The 18,848-nt window shown below is 71.5% G+C and carries 15 protein-coding genes; 7 read left to right on the top strand and 8 right to left on the bottom strand.

What is annotated here, in order from left to right:
* Positions 1 to 161: phosphoglucose isomerase-related protein (locus tag ABT245_RS38040; protein WP_351743391.1), on the top strand; the 161-nt coding region annotated here is incomplete at its 5' end.
* A gap of 246 nt (positions 162 to 407) precedes the next feature.
* Here the strand turns inward: ABT245_RS38040 and ABT245_RS38045 are convergent.
* From ABT245_RS38045 to ABT245_RS38055, 3 genes are all read right to left on the bottom strand, one after another.
* A complete protein-coding gene (locus tag ABT245_RS38045; protein WP_351743275.1) occupies positions 408 to 2,690 on the bottom strand; it encodes an ABC transporter permease in 2,283 nt (760 codons plus the stop codon).
* Between the two features lie 91 nt (positions 2,691 to 2,781).
* On the bottom strand, positions 2,782 to 3,534 hold the full coding sequence (locus ABT245_RS38050) for an ABC transporter ATP-binding protein (RefSeq protein ID WP_351743278.1): 753 nt from the start codon (positions 3,532 to 3,534) through the stop codon (positions 2,782 to 2,784).
* Entirely contained in the window at positions 3,531 to 4,046 is a 516-nt protein-coding gene (locus tag ABT245_RS38055; RefSeq protein WP_351743280.1) for a PadR family transcriptional regulator, read from the bottom strand. The genes ABT245_RS38050 and ABT245_RS38055 overlap by 4 nt, the downstream gene beginning before the upstream one ends.
* A gap of 122 nt (positions 4,047 to 4,168) precedes the next feature.
* Between ABT245_RS38055 and ABT245_RS38060 the strand changes: the two genes are divergently transcribed.
* The 5 genes from ABT245_RS38060 (at position 4,169) to ABT245_RS38080 (ending at position 10,866) form a co-directional block, all read left to right on the top strand.
* Positions 4,169 to 5,440, top strand: a complete 1,272-nt coding sequence (locus tag ABT245_RS38060) for an ABC transporter substrate-binding protein (protein ID WP_351743283.1) — start codon at positions 4,169 to 4,171, stop codon at positions 5,438 to 5,440.
* A 176-nt stretch (positions 5,441 to 5,616) separates the two neighbouring features.
* Complete coding sequence (locus tag ABT245_RS38065; protein ID WP_351743285.1) at positions 5,617 to 7,254, top strand: glycoside hydrolase family 13 protein; 1,638 nt, start codon at positions 5,617 to 5,619, stop codon at positions 7,252 to 7,254.
* Positions 7,255 to 7,339: 85 nt separating this feature from the next.
* Positions 7,340 to 8,665 carry an ABC transporter substrate-binding protein gene (locus ABT245_RS38070; protein ID WP_351743288.1) on the top strand — a complete coding sequence of 442 codons (1,326 nt, stop codon included), beginning with the start codon at positions 7,340 to 7,342 and terminating at the stop codon, positions 8,663 to 8,665.
* Positions 8,666 to 8,671: 6 nt separating this feature from the next.
* The gene (locus tag ABT245_RS38075) at positions 8,672 to 10,030 is read left to right on the top strand and encodes an ABC transporter permease (protein WP_351743291.1); all 1,359 of its coding nucleotides are present in this window, start codon (positions 8,672 to 8,674) and stop codon (positions 10,028 to 10,030) included.
* Positions 10,027 to 10,866 (top strand): carbohydrate ABC transporter permease, encoded by an 840-nt coding sequence (locus ABT245_RS38080; protein WP_351743294.1) that lies wholly within the window; start codon positions 10,027 to 10,029, stop codon positions 10,864 to 10,866. The genes ABT245_RS38075 and ABT245_RS38080 overlap by 4 nt, the downstream gene beginning before the upstream one ends.
* 37 nt (positions 10,867 to 10,903) lie before the next feature.
* Here ABT245_RS38080 and pgl read toward each other — a convergent pair whose 3' ends face one another.
* From pgl to tkt, 5 genes are read right to left on the bottom strand one after another with little or no spacing between them, the layout of a single operon-like run.
* Entirely contained in the window at positions 10,904 to 11,686 is a 783-nt protein-coding gene (gene pgl, locus ABT245_RS38085; RefSeq protein ID WP_351743296.1) for a 6-phosphogluconolactonase, read from the bottom strand.
* On the bottom strand, positions 11,683 to 12,729 hold the full coding sequence (gene opcA, locus ABT245_RS38090; protein ID WP_351743299.1) for a glucose-6-phosphate dehydrogenase assembly protein OpcA: 1,047 nt from the start codon (positions 12,727 to 12,729) through the stop codon (positions 11,683 to 11,685). Before opcA ends, pgl begins: the two co-directional genes overlap by 4 nt.
* Entirely contained in the window at positions 12,726 to 14,255 is a 1,530-nt protein-coding gene (zwf, locus tag ABT245_RS38095) for a glucose-6-phosphate dehydrogenase (protein WP_351743302.1), read from the bottom strand. Before zwf ends, opcA begins: the two co-directional genes overlap by 4 nt.
* Before the next feature lie 22 nt (positions 14,256 to 14,277).
* On the bottom strand, positions 14,278 to 15,396 hold the full coding sequence (tal, locus tag ABT245_RS38100) for a transaldolase (RefSeq protein WP_351743305.1): 1,119 nt from the start codon (positions 15,394 to 15,396) through the stop codon (positions 14,278 to 14,280).
* 34 nt (positions 15,397 to 15,430) lie between these two features.
* Entirely contained in the window at positions 15,431 to 17,518 is a 2,088-nt protein-coding gene (gene tkt / locus ABT245_RS38105) for a transketolase (RefSeq protein ID WP_351743308.1), read from the bottom strand.
* Between the two features lie 332 nt (positions 17,519 to 17,850).
* Here tkt and ABT245_RS38110 point away from each other — a divergent pair, with 332 nt between their 5' ends.
* Positions 17,851 to 18,819 (top strand): heme o synthase, encoded by a 969-nt coding sequence (locus ABT245_RS38110; protein WP_351743311.1) that lies wholly within the window; start codon positions 17,851 to 17,853, stop codon positions 18,817 to 18,819.
* The last annotated feature ends 29 nt before the right edge of the window (positions 18,820 to 18,848 follow it).

An 18,848-nucleotide genomic window follows, 5' to 3' on the forward strand; every position in this document is an offset into this window, starting at 1 on the left:
TCTGGGACATCGACTCCTTCGACCAGTGGGGCGTGGAGCTGGGCAAGGTCCTCGCCAAACGCGTCGAGCCCGCACTCACCGAGGGCACCGAGGTCCCCGGCCTCGACCCGTCCACACGCCACCTGGTGGCCAAGTACCGGGAGCTGCGCGGCAGAAGCTGACCACAAACCGGCACCGGGCACGCATCCGGCACCGGGCGGGATCTGGTGCCGGGCACGGATCCGACACCGGGCGGGATCCGGCACCGGGCACGGATCCGGCGCCCAGCGCGAGGCAGGCGATGAACGCGGGGCCGTGCGGATCAGCGACCGCCGCTCGGCCCGGCCCACCCGCCGGCCCGTCCCCTGCCACGGTCGGGTCTCGGTCGGCGGAGTGCCCGGTCCGCCGGCGTGCTCACCTCTGTTCGGTCAGGTTGCTGTGTTCAGGGTGTCTGTGAGGCGTCGGCGGGTTGAGCGGGTCGCGGGGAGGGCGGCCAGTGCGGCGGCGCCCAGCACCGCGCCCGCGCCCAGGGCCAGCAGCAGGACCGGGGACGGGGACTGGGCGATCCCGGCGCCGATCCCGCTGGAGCTGCCCTGGGTGTCGATCAGCCGGCACGCCAGGGGCAGCCCCAGCGCCGTGCCGACGAGGACCGCCGCCAGGGCCGTACAGCCGGTCGCCGTGACCGTGATCGCGGTGATCTGCCGCGGGGACATACCGATCGCCTTGAGTGCAGGCAGGTCCCGCTCGCGCTCGCGGACCGTCCCGCCGATCGCGGTGAGCAGTTCGATCAGCCCGATGAGGGCGAGGACGGCGACCACGCCGACGACGACTCCGCGCAGCGGGGACAGCCCGTCGGCCGGGTTCGGCACGGTGTGCACGTCCAGGTGCCCCTGCCCGGCCCGGGCCAGGACGGCGGCGACCCGGTGCGGGTCGGCGCCCGGGTGCAGCCGCAGCTGGTAGAGGCCGGGCTCCAGCCGCGGGTCGTTCTCACGCAGGGTGTCCAGCGAGGTGGAGACGACCCGGCCGGCGTTCTCCGGTTCGATGCTGCGGCCCACGATGTGCAGGATCTGCGGACGGTCGCCCACGGTCATCCGCACCCAGTCGCCGACGCGCGCGTCCAGCAGGTCGAGCAGCCCCTGCCCGGCCACCGCCTCGTCCGGGCCGGTCGCGGCGCGGCCCTCGGCGAGCGCGTACGGGTAGGGGTCCTGGCGGGTGCCCAGGCCGCGCAGGGCGATCGTGGCGGTCTGGCCGGGGACCAGGGCGGCGACCTCGACTCCCGGGTAGGCGGCGGCGACCTCGGGGTCGGACTCCAGCAGGGCCCGGGCCGCGCGGTCGCTCAGGCTGCCGTCCGTACGGGCGGTGAGGGTGGCCGCGAGGCCCACGTGCTGCGGGTCGCGGTGGAAGCGGTCGATCGTGGTCCAGGCGCTGAGGGCCACCACGATCAGCAGTAGCGGTAGTGCCAGCCGGCCCACGGTGGCCAGCGAGCGGCGGCGGCCGGTGCACGCCGTGTGGCAGCCGAGGACCAGCCCGGGCGGCAGCCCCAGCCCCAGGGCGAGCCGGCCCGCTCGCGTCAGCCGCCCGCCGGCCGGGGCCGCGGGCCGGGGCACCGGCACCGGCGGCACCCGTCCCGCCCGCCAGGCCGCGAGGGACGTGGTCAGCCCGATCAGCAGCACCGCGCCCACGGGCACGGCGAGCAGGGTCAGGGTGTGCCCCGGAAGGCCCTGCCACACGCCCACCGCGTCGCCGAGCCGCCCGGGGATCCGGCGGCCCAGTCCCTCGGTGACCGCGGCTGCGGCCAGCGCGCCGAGGACGGCGTAGGCGACATGCTGGAGCAGGAAGATCCGCACCACCTGGCCGGGGGTGAATCCGATCGCCTTCAGCACCGAGATGTCCCGCAGATGGCCGCGGATCCGGGTGCCGATCGCGCCGTGCACGGCGAACCCGGCCGCGATCAGCGCGCCGAGCCCGAACAGCCCGAGGATCTGGCCGAGGAGCCGGCTGTCGCCCTGCGCCTCGGCCCGCGCCTGCTGCCAGGTGGAGACCTCGCCGACCGCGCCGGCGCCCAGGACGGTGACGGTCCGCTGCACGGCGTAGTCGGTGTCGTCGGGGTCGGTGAGGCGCAGCCCGACGACCTGGCCGCGGGGGTCGCGCAGGGCGGTGGGCGGGGCCCAGACGAGTCCGGGCTGCTCGCCGGGGCGGTAGCGGGGCTCGGGGCTGTCGGCGACGCCCACGACCGTCAGGGTCCGGGCCGTGTCCGGCAGTGTCAGCACGTCGCCTGGCTCGGCCAGCAGGGCCCGGGCGAGCCTGCTCTCCAGGACCACGCCGTCGGGGTCGGCGGGCCGCAGCCAGTGGCCGGAGACGAGCAGCGGGCGGCCCACGGCCGGTTGCTCCGGTGTGCCGCGTAACTCGACGGAGGCGCGGGTGCCGCGGGAGGAGACGGTCACCTTCTCGGTGGCGTAGGGGCCGGCGAGGGCCTGGACGCCGTCCAGCCGGGCGAGCCGCGCGGTGTCCGCGCTCTGCGCCGCGTGGATCCACACGTGCGCGCCGCGGGACTGGGTGAAGATCCGCTGCCAGGGGTTGGTCGCATAGCCGAACAGGGCGGTGGCCAGCAGCAGCGAGACGACGATGCCGGCGGTGGCGAGCACCAGGAACAGTGCCTCGCCGCGGTGCGTCCGCAGATCGGAGTGCGCCCAGCGCAACGCGGCCCGCACCGGCTCAGCCCCTCGTCCCGCGCGGGACGGGGCGCCGGGCCCCGCGGCGCGCCCCCGGGCGGGGGCCGTGAAGGTCGTCGTACACCGCGGCTCAGTCCCTCAGTTCCAGCACGCCGGATATCCCGGTCCGGTGCGGCGGCGCCGGGTCCAGCGCGGCGTCGTCGGCGACCCGGCCGTCGAAGAAGCTGATCACCCGGTCCGCGGCGCTGGCCAGCCGGGCGTCATGGGTGACCAGCAGGATGGTCTGTCCGCGGCCGTGGAACCGGGACAGCAGCCGCATCACCTCGCGGGTGCCCCTGCTGTCGAGGCTGCCCGCGGGTTCGTCGGCGAGCAGCAGGGGAGGGTGGTTGACCAGCGCCCGGGCGAGGGCGACCCGCTGCTGTTCGCCGCCGGACAGCTCGCCCGGCATGCTGCGCTCCTTGCCGGTCAGTCCCAACTCGTCCAGCAGCTCCCGGCGTTCGGTCCGGGCGCGCTTCGGTGGGACGCCGGCGAGCAGCGCGGGCAGTTCGACGTTGTCGGCGACGGACAGGTCGGAGACCAGGTTGAAGAACTGGAAGACGATCCCGATGCGCCGTCTGCGCTCCACCGCCCAGCGGGCCTCGCTGTAGGAGTCGGTGCACTCGCCGTCCAGCCGGATGCTGCCCGCGTCGGGCCGCTGCAGCCCGCCGAGCAGATGGAACAGCGTCGACTTGCCGGCGCCGGAGGGGCCGGTGACGGCCACGAACTCACCGCGTGCCACGGACAGATCGACGCCGCGCACGGCGTGCGCCGGCGCGCCACGGCCGTGGTGGGTCTTGACCAGACCCGCGGCCCACAGCGCCGGAGCGGTGGGGCGGTTGCTCACTCCGGCTCCTCCAGTTCCTCCTGGCACCGCTCCAGCCAGTCCAGGTCGGCCTGCAGATGCAGCATCGCGCCCTCGATGAGCAGCTGGGCGATTCGGTTGTCCCGGTTCTCGGCGGCGGCCAGTCTCGACAGGTTGCGCATGGTGTTGAGGTACTGGCGCCGCTGTTTGTTGATGAGGGCGAGCTGGTCGGCGAGACCGGTCTGCGGGGCGAGGGCCAGCTTCATGAAGAACTCGTCCCGCACGCGCGGCTCGTCCTCGGGTTCCGCGAACCAGGCGCGCAGCGCCTCCCGCCCGGCGTCGGTGAGATGGTAGATCTTCTTGTTGGGCCGGCTGCTCTGCTCGACCTCCTCGCCCTCGATCAGGCCCTGCTTCTCCAGGCGGCCGAGGGTCACATAGATCTGGCCGACGTTCGGCTGAGGGTACGCGGAGCCCAGCAGTTGCTCAAGGTCCTGCTTCAGCTCGTAGCCGTGGGCGGGACCGCGGGCGAGGAGGGCCAGGAGGGGCAGGCGCACTCGTGCAGTCCTCCTGTTCTCGTAATGTGCTCCAGGCCCTAGTATCGCCCATACCTAACAGGTATACATGGCCTCTGACGCCGGGCGAGGGTGCGCGGCGCCGCGGGTGCAAGGAGGAACCTATGCGGTGGATGCGCGCCGCCGGTAGGGGCCTCCTCTCTCTCGCGGTGGTTCTGGCAGGTTATGTCGCCTCCGGCGCCCGTGCCGACGAGGGCGGCGGCGCGCACCGCGGGCCGCTCACCCTGGCCACCGCGGGTGACCTCACCGGCTATCTGGGCCCCCTGCTGGAGGGCTGGAACCGCGCGCATCCCGCCGAGCGGGTCACCCTCGTCGAGCTTCCGGACTCCGCCGACGAGACCCGCGCGCAGATGGCCACCGATCTGCGCGGCGGTGACCGCGGCCGCTTCGACGTGCTGAACATCGACGTCAACTGGACCTCGGAGTTCGCCGCGGCCGGCTGGATCCGTCCGCTGCCGCGCGACCGGTTCCCGCTGGAGACCTTCCTGCCGCCGGTCGTCGACACGGCGACCTACGACGGCCGGCTGTACGCGGTGCCGTACGTCACCAACGCGGGCCTGCTGCTGTACCGGGCGGACATCCTGGCGAAGGAGGGGATCGCCCCGCCGCGCACCTGGGACGAGCTGGCGCGCATCGCGCGGACCGTCGCGCCGAAGTACGGACTCGACGGCTACGCGGGCCAGTTGCTGCCCTACGAAGGGCTCACGGTCAACGCGGCCGAGGCCGTCTACTCGGCGGGCGGCACGATCCTCGGCGACGAGGGCGCCCGGGTCACCGTGGACTCGGCGGCGGCCCGTGAGGGCATCGGCTTCCTGGTGTGCGGGGTGCGCGAGGGCTGGATACCCGAGCGGGCGCTGACGTACAAGGAGGAGGAGTCCAAGCAGGCGTTCCAGGACGGCCGGCTGCTCTTCCTGCGCAACTGGCCGTACGCGTACGTCGGCGCGTCGGCCGAGGGCTCCGCGGTTGCCGGGAGGATCGGTGCCGTACCGGTGCCGGGTCCGGACGGGCCGGGCACCAGTGTCCTCGGCGGCTCGAATCTGGCCGTCAACGCGCATGCCCGGCACCCGGATTCGGCCGCCCGGCTGATCGCCTACCTCACCGGCGAGCGCGTCCAGCGCCAGGTCCTCACGCGCGGCGCCCTGCCGCCGGTGCGCGCCGCGCTCTACGAAGACCCGGACCTCATACGGCGGTTCCCCTACCTGCCGACCCTGCGGGCCGCGGTGCTCTCGGCGGTGCCGCGTCCCAAGAGCCCGCGCTACGACCAGGTCAGCCTGGTGGTGCAGGCGGTCGTGCACGACGCGCTGACCGGGCAGGAGACGCCCGGGGGCGCGGTGCGCCGGCTGGCGCGTGAGCTGGCGGCCATCTCCCGCCGATAGTCGGGTAGTTACCTGTTAGGTAACGCGCGCATCTCAACTGAGGCTTCGACGGGCAGACATGTCTGGATATGAAGGCCAAACTCAGCAGTAGCTTCCGTCCACTTCATTGACACCCTCGTGAAGCGACTACTTAACATGCATGCATAACCGTTAGCTCACACAGACAGGTCGACGGGGTGAGTTCCCAGCACATCGAGGCCCACCGCTGGTGGCGCGACGCAGTGATCTACCAGGTGTACGTCCGCAGCTTCCTGGACAGCACCGGCGACGGCATCGGCGATCTGGCCGGGGTCAGGGCCGGGCTGCCGTACCTGAGGAAGCTCGGTGTCGACGGCATCTGGCTGAGCCCCTTCTACCCGTCCCCCCAGCACGACCACGGCTACGACGTGGCGGACTACTGCGACGTCGACCCGGTCTTCGGCGACCTCGCCGAGTTCGACCGGCTGATGTCCGCGGCCCGGCGCCTCGGGATCAGGGTGCTCCTGGACATCGTCCCCAACCACTGCTCCAGCGAGCACCCGTGGTTCCGCGCCGCCCTCACCGCGGCACCCGGCGACGCGGCCCGCGCCCGCTTTCACTTCGCCGACGGCCGCGGCCCGGACGGCGCCGAGCCGCCCAACAACTGGCACGCCATGTTCGGCGGCCCCGCCTGGACCCGGGTCACCGAACCCGACGGCCGCCCGGGCCAGTGGTACCTGCACATGTTCACCCCCGAGCAGCCCGACTGGAACTGGCGCACCCCGGAGGTGGCCGCCGAGTTCGAACGCACCCTGCGCTTCTGGCTGGACCGGGGCGTCGACGGCTTCCGCATCGATGTCGCCGCCGGCCTCTACAAGCACCCCCATCTGCCCGACTCCCCGGACCCCGAGGCCGACGCCCGCACCCGCGACTCGGTCAACCCGCTGGCCTGGAACCAGCCCGAGGTGCACGACGTGTGGCGGCGCTGGCGCGCGGTGTGCGAGCAGTACACGGCACGCGACGGCCGTGAACGGCTGCTCGTCGGCGAGGTCTCCGTGCCCACCGCCCGCGAACACGCCCGCTACGTCCGCCCCGACGAACTCCACCAGGCGTTCTTCTTCGACCTGCTCAGCGCCCCCTGGAACGCCGACGCCTTCCGCAAGGTCATCTCCGAGGCCATGCAGGACATCGCCGGCACCGGGTCCACGGTCACCTGGGTCCTCAACAACCACGACCAGGTCCGCACCGTCACCCGCTACGGCGAACCGGCCACCGGAGGCAGCGGGCTCGGCGCCGTCCGCGCCCGCGCCGCCGCGCTGCTCATGCTGGCGCTGCCCGGCGCCGCCTACATCTACCAGGGCGAGGAACTCGGCCTGCCGGAGGTCGTCGACCTGCCCGACGACGTGCTCACCGACCCCATCTTCCGGCGCACCGGAAGCAGCGCCCGGATCCGGGACGGCTGCCGGGTGCCGCTGCCCTGGTCCGGACAGGCCTCCCCGTTCGGCTTCAGCTCCGGCGCCGAGGGCGCCAAGCCGTGGCTGCCGCAGCCCGAGTACTTCGCCGAGTACGCCACCGACCGGGCCGTCGCCGACACCCGCTCCTTCTGGCACCTCTACCGCGACGGCCTGCAACTGCGCGCCGCGCTGCCCCAGTTGGGCGAGGGCACGCTCGACTGGCTGGAGTCCCCGCCGGGCGTGCTGGCCTTCGTCCGCGGCGACGGCCTGGTCTGCGCCGTCAACTTCACCACCGCCCCCACCCCCGCGCCGGTGGCCGGCACGCCCCTGCTGTCCAGCGGGCCCTGCCCGGCCGGGGTGCTGCCCGGCTCCACCGCGGCCTGGTGGACACGCGACCTCTGACCCCGGCGCCCGGCCCGCGCTCCCTGCCCCCTGCTGCTCCCGTCAGTTTTCCCTGCCCAGCCATCCCGAAGGGACATCAACGACGATGCGACGACGCACGACACTGCCCACCTCCTGCACCGCCCTCGCCCTGGCGTTCGGCGCGACCGCCTGCGGCGGCGGCGAGCCCGTCTCGGCCGGCGGCGGCGACAAGGCGCTCAGCGGCCAGACCGTCACCGTGGCCGGTGTCTGGTCCGGCACCGAGCAGAAGAACTTCCAGAAGGTGCTGGACGCCTTCACCGAGAAGACCGGCGCCAAGACCCAGTTCATGGCCACCGGCGACAACGTCTCCACCGTCGTCGGCAGCAAGATCGAGGGCGGCAACGCCCCCGACGTCGTGATGGTCCCGCAGGTCGGCGTGCTCCAGCAGTTCGCGAAGGAGGGCTGGCTCGAACCGCTGTCCCAGACCGCCCGGCAGCGCATCGACACCGGCTTCGCCCGCGTGTGGCGCGACTACGGCAGCGTCGACGACACCCTCTACGGCCTCTACTTCAAGGCCGCCCACAAGTCGACGGTCTGGTACAGCCCCGACGCCCTCGCCCAGGCCGGCGTCGAGCCGCCCACCACGTACGACGAGATGCTGAAGGCCGGCCGCACCGTCTCCGACTCCGGGCTCGCCGCCTTCGCGGTCGCCGGACAGGACGGCTGGACGCTCACCGACTGGTTCGAGAACGTCTACCTCTCCCAGGCCGGTCCCGACAAGTACGACGCCCTCGCCGCCCACGAGCTGAAGTGGACCGACCCGAGCGTCGTCGAGGCGCTCACCGGCCTCGGCAAGCTCTTCAAGGACAAGCAGCTGATAGCCGGCGGCCAGAAGGAAGCCCTCAACACCGACTTCCCCGGCTCCGTGGAGAAGGTGTTCGGACCCGAGCCCGAGGCCGGGATGGTCTACGAGGGCGACTTCGTCGCCGGTGTCGCCCACGACCAGTTCGGGCGGACCGTCGGCAAGGACGCGAACTTCTTCCCGTTCCCGGCGGTCGACGGCGGCAAGGCGCCCGTCGTCAGCGGCGGCGACGCGGCCGTCGTCCTCAAGGACGGCAAGAACGCCAAGGCCGGCATGAAGCTCCTGGAGTACCTGGCCACCCCGGAGGCGGCGGCCGTGTGGGCCGGGGCGGGCGGCTTTTTGTCCCCGAACAAGAAGCTCGACCTCGCCGCCTACGGTGACGACGTCACCCGCGCCACCGCCGAGTCCCTGGTCGGCGCCGGCGACTCGGTCCGTTTCGACATGTCCGACCAGGCACCCGCGGCCTTCGGCGGCACCAAGGGCACCGGCGAGTGGAAGCTCCTCCAGGACTTCCTGCGCGACCCGTCCGACCCGAAGGCGACCGCGGCCCGGCTGGAGGCCGCGGCGGCCAAGGCCTACCGGGGCTGACCCGCCATGACCGCGACCACCCTGACCACACCGAAGAAGGCGGGCCCGCCCGCCGTCGGCGCGCCGCCAAGGCGCCGCACCCGGCGGCGGGGCCGGACCATCGCCCTGCTCTTCGTGCTGCCCGCGCTGCTCCTGCTCGGCGCCCTCGTCGTCTACCCGGTGCTGTTCTCCATCGGCCGCAGCTTCTTCGACGCCTCCGGCACCCGCTTCGTCGGCGGCGACAACTACACCGAGATGTTCCGCGACCCGGCCACCCTCAAAGCCATCCGGAACACGGCCGTGTGGGTCGTCGTCGCCCCGACGCTGCTGACCGGGCTCGGCCTGATCCTCGCCGTCCTGGTGGAGAAGGTCCGCTGGGCCACCGCGTTCAAGCTGCTGCTGTTCATGCCGATGGCGGTGTCCTTCCTCGCCGCCGGGATCGTCTTCCGGCTCGCCTACGACGAGGACCCCGACAAGGGCGTGCTGAACGCCGCCGTCGTCACCGTCCACGACGCCGTCAAGGGCTCCTCGTCGTATCCGACGGCACGGGCCCGGGAGGGGCACGGACTGACCCGGGACGGCGACGGCTCGTACCGGACGAACGCCGCACCGGGCGACTCGGTGACGCTCGCGCTGGTCGGCGTGCTGCCCAAGGACCTGCCCGCGGGTGCCGCGCCCGCCGCCCCGGCGGCCGGCCGCGGCGCCGCCCCCGACGAACTGCGCGGAGTCGTCTACCTGGACTTCACACCCGGCGGCAAAGGCACCCAGGGCAAGGTCGACCCGCGGGAGAGCGGACTGCCCGCGATGAAGGTCGAGGCGGTGCGTGACGGGCGGACCGTGGCGAGCACCACGACCGCGTCCGACGGCTCCTTCCGCTTCGGCGGGCTCACCGCTGGCACATACGCGGTGAAACTGCCCGCGGACAACTTCGCCCCGCCCTACCGGGGCGTCTCCTGGCTCGGTCCGGCGCTGGTCACCCCGGCGATCATCGGCGCGTACCTGTGGATCTGGACCGGGTTCGCGATGGTGCTGATCGGCGCCGGCCTGTCCACCCTGCCGCGGGACGCGCTGGAGGCCGCGCGGATGGACGGCGCGAACGAGTGGCAGACCTTCCGGCGGATCACCGTGCCGCTGCTGGCGCCCGTGCTCACCGTCGTCTTCGTCACCCTCGTCATCAACGTGATGAAGGTCTTCGACCTCGTCTACATCATCGCGCCGGGACCGGTGCAGGAGGACGCCACCGTGCTCGCGACGCAGATGTGGCTGGTGTCCTTCGGCGGCGGCAACAACCAGGGTCTCGGCAGCGCCCTCGGGGTGCTGCTCCTGCTCCTGGTGATCCCCGCGATGGCCTTCAACGTCCGCCGTTTCCGAAGGAGTCAGCGATGAACGCGGTCAGGCGCGGCCTGGGCAACGGGCTGGTCCAGGCGTTCCTGGTGGTGATCGGCCTGATCTGGCTGACTCCGCTCGCGGGACTGTTCCTGTCCTCGCTCAGGTCGGCCGAGGACACCGCCAAGGGCGGCTGGTGGACGGCGCTGGCCGGCCCCCGGCAGCTGTCCTTCGACAACTACTCGGCGCTGCTGAAGAACGCCGGGATCACCCAGGCGTTCTGGAACACCGTGCTGATCTCGGTGCCGACGACCGTGCTCGTGGTCGTCGTCGCCGCCCTCGCCGGATACGCCTTCGCCTGGCTGGACTTCCCGGCCCGCGAACCACTGTTCCTGCTGGTGGTGGCCCTGCTGGTGGTGCCCGTACAGATCGGTCTGCTGCCGGTGGCCAAACTCTTCGGCCAACTCGGGCTGTTCGGCACCATCCCCGGGGTGGTGCTGTTCCACGTCGCCTACGGGCTGCCGTTCGCGGTGTTCCTGCTGCGCAACTACTTCGCCGACATGCCGAAGGAGATTCTGGAGGCGGCGCGGATGGACGGCGGCAACGAATGGCGGATCTTCACCCGGCTCGTGCTGCCCGTCGGCCGGCCCGCCATCGCGAGCCTCGCCATCTTCCAGTTCCTGTGGGTGTGGAACGACATGCTGGTCGCCCTGCTGTTCGCGGACACCTCCGCACAGCCGCTGACCGTGGAACTCCAGTCCCAGATACGACAGTTCGGCAGCAACATCGATGTGCTCGCGCCCGGCGCCTTTCTGTCCCTGATCGTGCCGGTCGCGGTGTTCTTCGCCTTCCAGCGGCACTTCGTGCAGGGCGTCATGGCGGGGTCCGTGAAATGACCGGAGCGGCGGGGCACCGGCCCCGCCGCCCGTCGTCTCACGCCAAGGCCGGCGGATACAGCGAACGCGGCAGCCCGGAGGCCGCCGCCGCGTCCAGCAGCCACAGGGTGCGCTGCCTGCCGTACGCGCCCGCCGCCGGTGCCTGGATCTCGCCCGCGCCGGACAGCGCGATCTGCGCGGCCTCCGCCTTGTCCTCGCCGGCCGCGAGCAGCCACACCTCACGGGCCGCCCGGATCGCCGGGAGCGTCAAAGAGACCCGGATCGGCGGCGGCTTGGGAGCGCCGTGCACGCCGACCACCGTGCGCTCGGTCTCCCGCACCGCAGGCAGCTCCGGGAACAGCGAGGCCACATGGGTGTCCGGGCCGACGCCCAGCATCAGCACGTCGAAGGTGGGCACGGCCCCATGGTTCTCGGGGCCCGCGGCCCGGGCCAGCTCCGCCGCGTACGCGTCCGCCGCCGCGTCCACGTCGCTGCCGTACCGGCCGCCCGACGCGGGCATGGGGTGCACGCGCCCGGGGTCCAGCGGCACGGCGTCCAGCAGTGCCTCACGGGCCTGGGTGACATTGCGTTCCGGGTCGCCCTCGGGCAGGAACCGCTCGTCGCCCCACCACACATCCAGCCGGGCCCAGTCGACGGCGTCCCGGGCGGGCGCCGCCGCCAGCGCGGCCAGCAGGCCGTTGCCGTTGCGGCCGCCGGTCAGCACCACGGACGCGGAGCCGCGCGAGGCCTGCGCGTCCACGACCTTGGTGATCAGGCGGGCCGCCGCGGCCTGGGCCATCAGCTCCTTGTCGCGGTGCACGACCAGCTGCGGGGTGCTCACTTCGCCGCCGCCTTCTTCGCAGGGGCCTTCCGCGCCGCCTTCTTCGCGGGCGCGGGCGCGGCCTCGGCCTCGGCCGCCACGGCGCCCGCCGTGACCGGCCCGGCCTCCGCGGCGGGCGAGCCGATCAGCCGCTCCACGCCGTAGCGCAGCGCCGACGCGTAGGTGTCGTCCGGGTCGAGCCGCCGCAACTCCTCGGCGATCAGCTCGGACGTCTCGCGCCGCTTGAGCGCCACGGCACGGTCCGGCTGCCCCTGGATGGACAGCGTGGCCAGCGAGCCGTCCGCACGGTCCAGGGCGATCGGGCCGCAGTCGGTGTCCAGCCGGACCGCGGTCAGCCCCGGTCCGGACGACAGCGACCGCCTGACGGGGATGTCCAGCCGGTCCGCGAGCCACATCGCCAGCAGCTCACAGCTCGGGTTGAACTCCTCGCCCTCCACCTCGACGCCCTCGACCTCGCACACCACCTGGTCCAGGGCCGCGGCCAGCATCGAGCGCCAGGGCGTGATCCGGGTCCAGGACAGATCGGTGTCGCCGGGCGTGTAGGTGTCCGCGCGGGCGGACAGCTCCCGCACCGGCTGCTCGGACGCGTAGGTGTCGGTGACCCTGCGCTGCGCGAGGGCGCCCAGCGGGTCCCTGGCCGGATCGAGCGGCGCGTTCACCGGCCACCAGACGACGACCGGGGCGTCCGGCAGCAGCAGCGGCAGCACCACGGAGTCGGCGTGGTCGGCGACCTCGCCGTACAGCCGCAGCACCACCGTCTCGCCGGTGCCGGCGTCCGCGCCCACCCGCACCTCGGCGTCCAGCCGCGAGGTGGTGCGGTCGCGCGGGGAGCGGGAGACGCGCTTGATGACGACCAGGGTGCGCGAGGGATGCTCGTGCGAGGCGTCCCCGGCGGCCTTCAACGCGTCGTAGGCGTTCTCCTCGTCGGTGACGATGACCAGGGTCAGCACCATGCCCACGGCGGGCGTGCCGATCGCGCGGCGGCCCTGCACCAACGCCTTGTTGACCTTGCTGGCCGTGGTGTCCGTGAGGTCTATCTTCATGGCCGGCGCCAGCTCCGTCCGTCTTGTGCGAGCATCTCGTCGGCCTCCGTGGGACCCCATGTGCCCGACGGGTACTGCGCGGGCTTGCCGTGCCTGTCCCAGTACTCCTCGATCGGGTCGAGGATCTTCCAGGACAGCTCGACCTCCTCCGTGCGCGGGAAGAGGTTGGCGTCGCCGAGCAGCACGTCCAGGATGAGCCGTTCGTACGCCTCCGGGCTGGACTCCGTGAACGACTCGCCGTAGGCGAAGTCCATGGACACGTCCCGGATCTCCATCGAGGTGCCCGGCACCTTCGAGCCGAACCGGACCGTGATGCCCTCGTCGGGCTGGACGCGGATGACGACCGCGTTCTGGCCCAGTTCCTCGGTCGCGGTGTGGTCGAAGGGCGAGTGCGGGGCCCGCTGGAAGACCACCGCGATCTCGGTGACCCGGCGGCCGAGCCGCTTGCCGGTGCGCAGATAGAAGGGGACCCCCGCCCAGCGGCGGTTGTCGATCCCGACCTTGATCGCGGCGAAGGTGTCGGTCTTCGACTTGGCGTCGATGCCGTCCTCCTGGAGATAGCCGATGACCTTCTCGCCGCCCTGCCAGCCCGCCGCGTACTGCCCGCGGACGGTGTGCCGGCCCAGGTCCTTCGGCACCCGGACCGCACCCAGCACCTTGGTCTTCTCCGCGGCCAGCGCGTCCGCGTCGAAGGAGGCCGGCTCCTCCATGGCGGTGAGCGCCAGCAACTGCAGCAGATGGTTCTGGATGACGTCACGGGCGGCGCCGATCCCGTCGTAGTAGCCCGCCCGGCCGCCGATGCCGATGTCCTCGGCCATGGTGATCTGCACATGGTCCACGAAGGACCGGTTCCAGACCGGCTCGAACATCGTGTTGGCGAAGCGCAGCGCCAGGATGTTCTGGACCGTTTCCTTGCCCAGGTAGTGGTCGATCCGGAACACCTGGTCCGGTTCGAACACCTCGTGCACGACCTTGTTCAGCTCCTCGGCCGACTTCAGATCGTGGCCGAACGGCTTCTCGATGACCGCGCGCCGCCAGGAGCCGCCCGTCTGGTCGGCCAGTCTGTGCTTCTTCAGCTGCTGGATGACCACCGGGAAGGCGCTCGGCGGCACGGACAGGTAGAACGCGAAGTTGCCGCCCGTGCCCTGCGCCTTGTCCAGCTCCTCGATGGTCGAGCGCAGCCGCTCGAACGCGTCGTCATCGTCGAAGGTGCCCTGGACGAAGCGCATCCCCTGGATGAGCTGCTGCCAGACCTCCTCGCGGAACGGCGTCCGCGCATGCTGCTTGACGGAGTCGTGGACCTCCTGCGCGAAGTCCTCGTTCTGCCACTCGCGGCGGGCGAAGCCGACGAGGGAGAAGCCCGGCGGCAGCAGACCCCGGTTGGCGAGGTCGTACACGGCGGGCATCAGCTTTTTACGTGACAAATCGCCCGTGACGCCAAAGATGACCAGGCCCGACGGCCCCGCGATACGCGGGAGCCGTCGGTCCGCGGGGTCACGGAGCGGATTCGCTCCGGAACCGGGCAAGCCGGAAAAGGGGGACAAGATGTCAGCCCTCCGAGGGGGCGAGGCGGTCAAGCACCGCCTCGGTCGACTTCAGCAGGTCGTTCCAGGACGCCGCGAACTTCTCGACGCCCTCGTCCTCCAGGACCTGGACCACGTCGTCGTACCGGATCCCGAGCTTCTCGACGGCGTCGAGGTCCGCGCGGGCCTGCTCGTACGTGCCGGCGATGGTGTTACCGGTGATCTCGCCGTGCTCCTCGGTGGCCCGCAGGGTGGCCTCCGGCATGGTGTTCACCGTGTTCGGCGCCACCAGGTCGTCGACGTACAGGGTCGGCTTGTACGCCGGGTCCTTCACCCCGGTCGACGCCCACAGCGGACGCTGCCGGTGCGCGCCCGCGTTCTCCAGCGCGCTCCACCGCTCGGAGGAGAACACCTCCTCGTACGCCTGGTAGGCGAGGCGCGCGTTGGCGACGGCGGCCTTGCCGCGCGCGGCCTTGGCCTCCGGGCTGCCCAGGGCGTCGATCCGCTGGTCGATCTCGGTGTCCACCCGGGAGACGAAGAACGAGGCGACGGAACGGATCAGCGACAGGTCCAGACCGCGCTCCTTGGCCTTCTCCAGGCCGGCGAGGTAGGCGTTCATGACCTCGCGGTAGCGCTCGAGGGAGAAGATCAGCGTGACGTTGACGCTGATGCCGAGGCCGATGACCTCGGTGATCGCGGGCAGCCCCGCCTTGGTGGCGGGGATCTTGATGAGGGTGTTGGGGCGGTCGACGAGCCAGGCGAGCTGCTTGGCCTCGGCGACGGTCGCCGCGGTGTTGTGGGCCAGCCGCGGATCGACCTCGATGGAGACCCGGCCGTCCTGGCCGTCGGTCGCGTCGAACACGGGCCGCAGGATGTCGGCGGCGTCCCGGACGTCCGCCGTGGTGATCATGCGGACCGCTTCCTCGACGGTGACCTTGCGGGCGGCGAGGTCCTTGAGCTGCTGCTCATAGCCGTCACCGCTGCTGATGGCCTTCTGGAAGATCGTCGGGTTGGTGGTGACGCCCACGACGTGCTGCTGGTCGATCAGCTCGGCGAGGTTGCCGGACGTGATCCGCTTGCGCGACAGGTCGTCCAGCCAGATCGCGACGCCTTCCTCGGAGAGGCGCTTCAGTGCGTCTGTCATGGAAATTGCATCTCCTACGTGTCGTGTATCAGCGTCAGCGCTGTGCGTCGGCGAGGGATTCCCGGGCCTTGGCGGCGATGTTCTCGGGCGTGAAGCCGTAGGTGCGGAAGAGGACCTTGCCGTCGGCGGAGGCTCCGAAGTGTTCGAGGGAGACGATGCGTCCGGCGTCGCCGACGTAGCGGTACCAGGTCAGGGCGATACCGGCCTCCACCGCCACGCGTGCCCGGACGGTGGGGGGCAGCACGCTGTCGCGGTAGGCCCGGTCCTGTTCCTCGAACCACTCCACGCAGGGCATCGACACCACCCGGGTGGGGACGCCTTCGGCCTGCAGCTGGGTGCGGGCCTCGACGGCGAGGTGCACCTCGGAGCCGGTGGCGATCAGGATGACCTGCGGTTCACCGCCTTCGGCGTCGAACAGTACGTAACCGCCGCGCGCGGCGCCCTCGTTGGGCTCGTAGACGGGTACGCCCTGGCGGGTCAGGGCGAGACCGTGCGGGGCGCCCTTGCCGTATTCCTTGGTGTGGCGGGCGAGGACCTCGCGCCAGGCGATCACGGTCTCGTTGGCGTCCGCCGGACGCACCACGTTCAGGCCCGGGATCGCGCGCAGCGAGGCGAGGTGTTCGACGGGCTGGTGGGTGGGACCGTCCTCGCCCAGGCCGATGGAGTCATGCGTCCACACATAGGTGACGGGCAGGTGCATGAGGGCGGACAGGCGTACGGCGTTGCGCATGTAGTCGGAGAACACCAGGAAGGTGCCGCCGTAGACGCGGGTGTGGCCGTGCAGGGTGATGCCGTTCATCTCGGCGGCCATCGAGAATTCACGGATGCCGAAGTGGACGGTGCGGCCGTACGGGGTGGCGCTGGGCAGCGGGTTGTCCTTCGGGAGGAAGGAGCTGTCCTTGTCGATGGTGGTGTTGTTGGAGCCGGCGAGGTCGGCGGAGCCGCCCCACAGTTCGGGGACGATGGGGCCGAGGGCCTGGAGGGTCTTGCCGGAGGCGGCGCGGGTGGCGATGGCCTTGCCGGGTTCGAAGACGGGCAGGGCGTCCTGCCAGCCGGCCGGGAGGGCGCCGGAGGTGATCCGGTCGTACTCGGCGGCCCGTTCGGGCTGGTTGGTGCGCCACTCCTGGAAGGTCTTCTCCCAGGCGGCGCGGGCGGTGTGGCCGCGTTCGAGGGCCTGGCGGGTGTGGGCGAGGACGTCGTCGGCGACGGCGAAGTGCTGCTCGGGGTCGAAGCCGAGGACGCGCTTGGTCGCGGCGACCTCCTCGTCGCCGAGGGCGGAGCCGTGGGCGGCTTCGGTGTTCTGGGCGTGGGGGGCGGGCCAGGCGATGATCGAGCGCATCGCGATGAACGACGGCTTGTCCGTGACCTGCTTGGCGGCTTCGATGGCGTTGTAGAGGGCGTGGGGGTCGAGGTCGCCGTCCGGTTTGGGGGCGATGCGCTGGACGTGCCAGCCGTAGGCCTCGTAGCGCTTGACGGTGTCCTCGGAGACGGCGGTCGCGGTGTCGCCTTCGATGGAGATGTGGTTGTCGTCCCACAGGAGGATGAGGTTGCCGAGGCGCTGGTGGCCGGCCAAGGAGGAGGCTTCGGCGGAGACGCCTTCCTGGAGGCAGCCGTCGCCGGCGATGCAGAAGATGTGGTGGTCGAAGGGGGAGGCGCCGTGGGGGGTGTCGGGGTCGTACAGGCCGCGTTCGTAGCGGGCGGCCATGGCCATGCCGACGGCGTTGGCGACGCCCTGACCGAGGGGGCCGGTGGTGGTCTCCACGCCCTTGGTGTGGCCGTACTCGGGGTGACCGGGGGTGGCGGAGTCGTAGGTGCGGAAGGCTTCGAGGTCGGTGAGCTCGAGTCCGAAGCCGGCGAGGTAGAGCTGGGTGTAGAGGGTCAGGGAGGAGTGGCCGGCGGACAGGACGAAGCGGTCGCGGGCGATCCAGTCGGGGTCGGCGGGGTCGTGCCGCATCACCTTCTGGAAGAGGGTGTAGGCGGCCGGTGCCAGGCTCATCGCCGTACCGGGATGGCCGTTGCCGACCTTCTGTACGGCATCGGCTGCCAGGACGCGCGCGGTGTCCACCGCCCGCTGGTCCAACTCGGTCCAGTCGAGGTCTGTAGTGGTCGGCTTGGTGCTCACCCTGAGTCAGGGCTCCTCTCCACATGTCGAATGCCGGTGCACTGGGCGCCCACCGGCCGTTGTCGAGCCTACCCCTGTAAGTACGTGCGCTTTCTCCCCACATTCCAGACTGCCGGGACTCGCCAGGATCCGCCTCCCGGCCGGGTTGTACGACATTCGGCAACTGAATACGGACCCGCTCATCTGACTGCTCAATCGAGTCCCCGTCCGCACGTCGGCCAAGCCCGGCAAACACGATCCGACCCCCGCGAAGGCCGAGGTGTGGGCAACGTCTACAGTGGCGTGGTACGCGCGAGCCTTTACCGGGACTTCACGGGGGGAGGCTTGCTGGGATGTCTCTGTCAGGGGTGTGCGTGACGGCCGTCGAATCCCGTCCAGCGGGGGTAATCGGTGCGAGCCAGAGCCCGGTCCGCCGGCCGTTCGGGGCCCGTGTCAGGGCCTTTGTGGCGCTGACCAAGCCGCGGATCATCGAGCTGCTGCTGATCACCACCGTTCCGGTGATGTTCCTGGCACAGCAGGGAGTGCCGGACCTCGGTCTGGTCCTGCTCACCTGCCTCGGCGGCTACCTCTCCGCGGGCGGCGCCAACGCGCTGAACATGTACATCGACCGCGACATCGACGCGCTCATGGACCGCACCTCGCAGCGCCCGGTGGTCACCGGCATGGTGAGCCCCCGGGAATGCCTCGCGTTCGGCATCACGCTGGCGGTCGTCTCGACGCTGCTGTTCGGGCTGACCGTCAACTGGCTGTCGGCCTGGCTGTCACTCGGAGCGCTCTTCTTCTATGTCGTCGTCTACACGATGATCCTCAAGCGGCGCACGTCGCAGAACATCGTCTGGGGCGGCATCGCCGGCTGTATGCCGGTGCTCATCGGCTGGTCGTCCGTCACCAACTCGATGTCCTGGGCGCCGGTCGTCCTCTTCCTCGTGATGTTCTTCTGGACGCCGCCCCACTACTGGCCGCTGTCCATGAAGGTCAAGGACGACTACGCGCGCGTGGGCGTGCCGATGCTGCCCGTGGTCGCCTCCAACAAGGTGGTCGCCAGGCAGATCGTCCTCTACAGCTGGGTGATGGTCGGCGTCTCGCTGCTCCTCACCCCCCTCGGATACACGGGCTGGTTCTACATGCTGGTCGCCCTGGTGGCGGGCGGCTGGTGGCTGTGGGAGGCGCACGCGCTGCAGCATCGGGCGAAGGCCGAGGTGACGGGCGCGAAGCTCAAGGAGATGCGCCTGTTCCACTGGTCGATCACCTATGTGTCACTGCTGTTCGTGGCGGTTGCGGTGGACCCCTTCCTGCGCTGACCGCGCCGGCCCGGGGCACCTTCCTTCGG

The sequence above is a fragment of the Streptomyces sp. NPDC001508 genome, assembly GCF_040298665.1.
GTDB lineage: Bacteria > Actinomycetota > Actinomycetes > Streptomycetales > Streptomycetaceae > Streptomyces.

What these genes read in the sequence shown, in the direction of transcription:
- opcA (WP_351743299.1), bottom strand. Translation starts at nt 12,729, where the DNA reads ATGAAGATAGACCTCACGGACACCACGGCCAGCAAGGTCAACAAGGCG.
- ABT245_RS38110 (WP_351743311.1), top strand. Translation starts at nt 17,851, where the DNA reads ATGTCTCTGTCAGGGGTGTGCGTGACGGCCGTCGAATCCCGTCCAGCG.
- ABT245_RS38075 (WP_351743291.1), top strand. Translation starts at nt 8,672, where the DNA reads ATGACCGCGACCACCCTGACCACACCGAAGAAGGCGGGCCCGCCCGCC.
- ABT245_RS38080 (WP_351743294.1), top strand. Translation starts at nt 10,027, where the DNA reads ATGAACGCGGTCAGGCGCGGCCTGGGCAACGGGCTGGTCCAGGCGTTC.
- tal (WP_351743305.1), bottom strand. Translation starts at nt 15,396, where the DNA reads ATGACAGACGCACTGAAGCGCCTCTCCGAGGAAGGCGTCGCGATCTGG.
- ABT245_RS38070 (WP_351743288.1), top strand. Translation starts at nt 7,340, where the DNA reads ATGCGACGACGCACGACACTGCCCACCTCCTGCACCGCCCTCGCCCTG.
- ABT245_RS38060 (WP_351743283.1), top strand. Translation starts at nt 4,169, where the DNA reads ATGCGGTGGATGCGCGCCGCCGGTAGGGGCCTCCTCTCTCTCGCGGTG.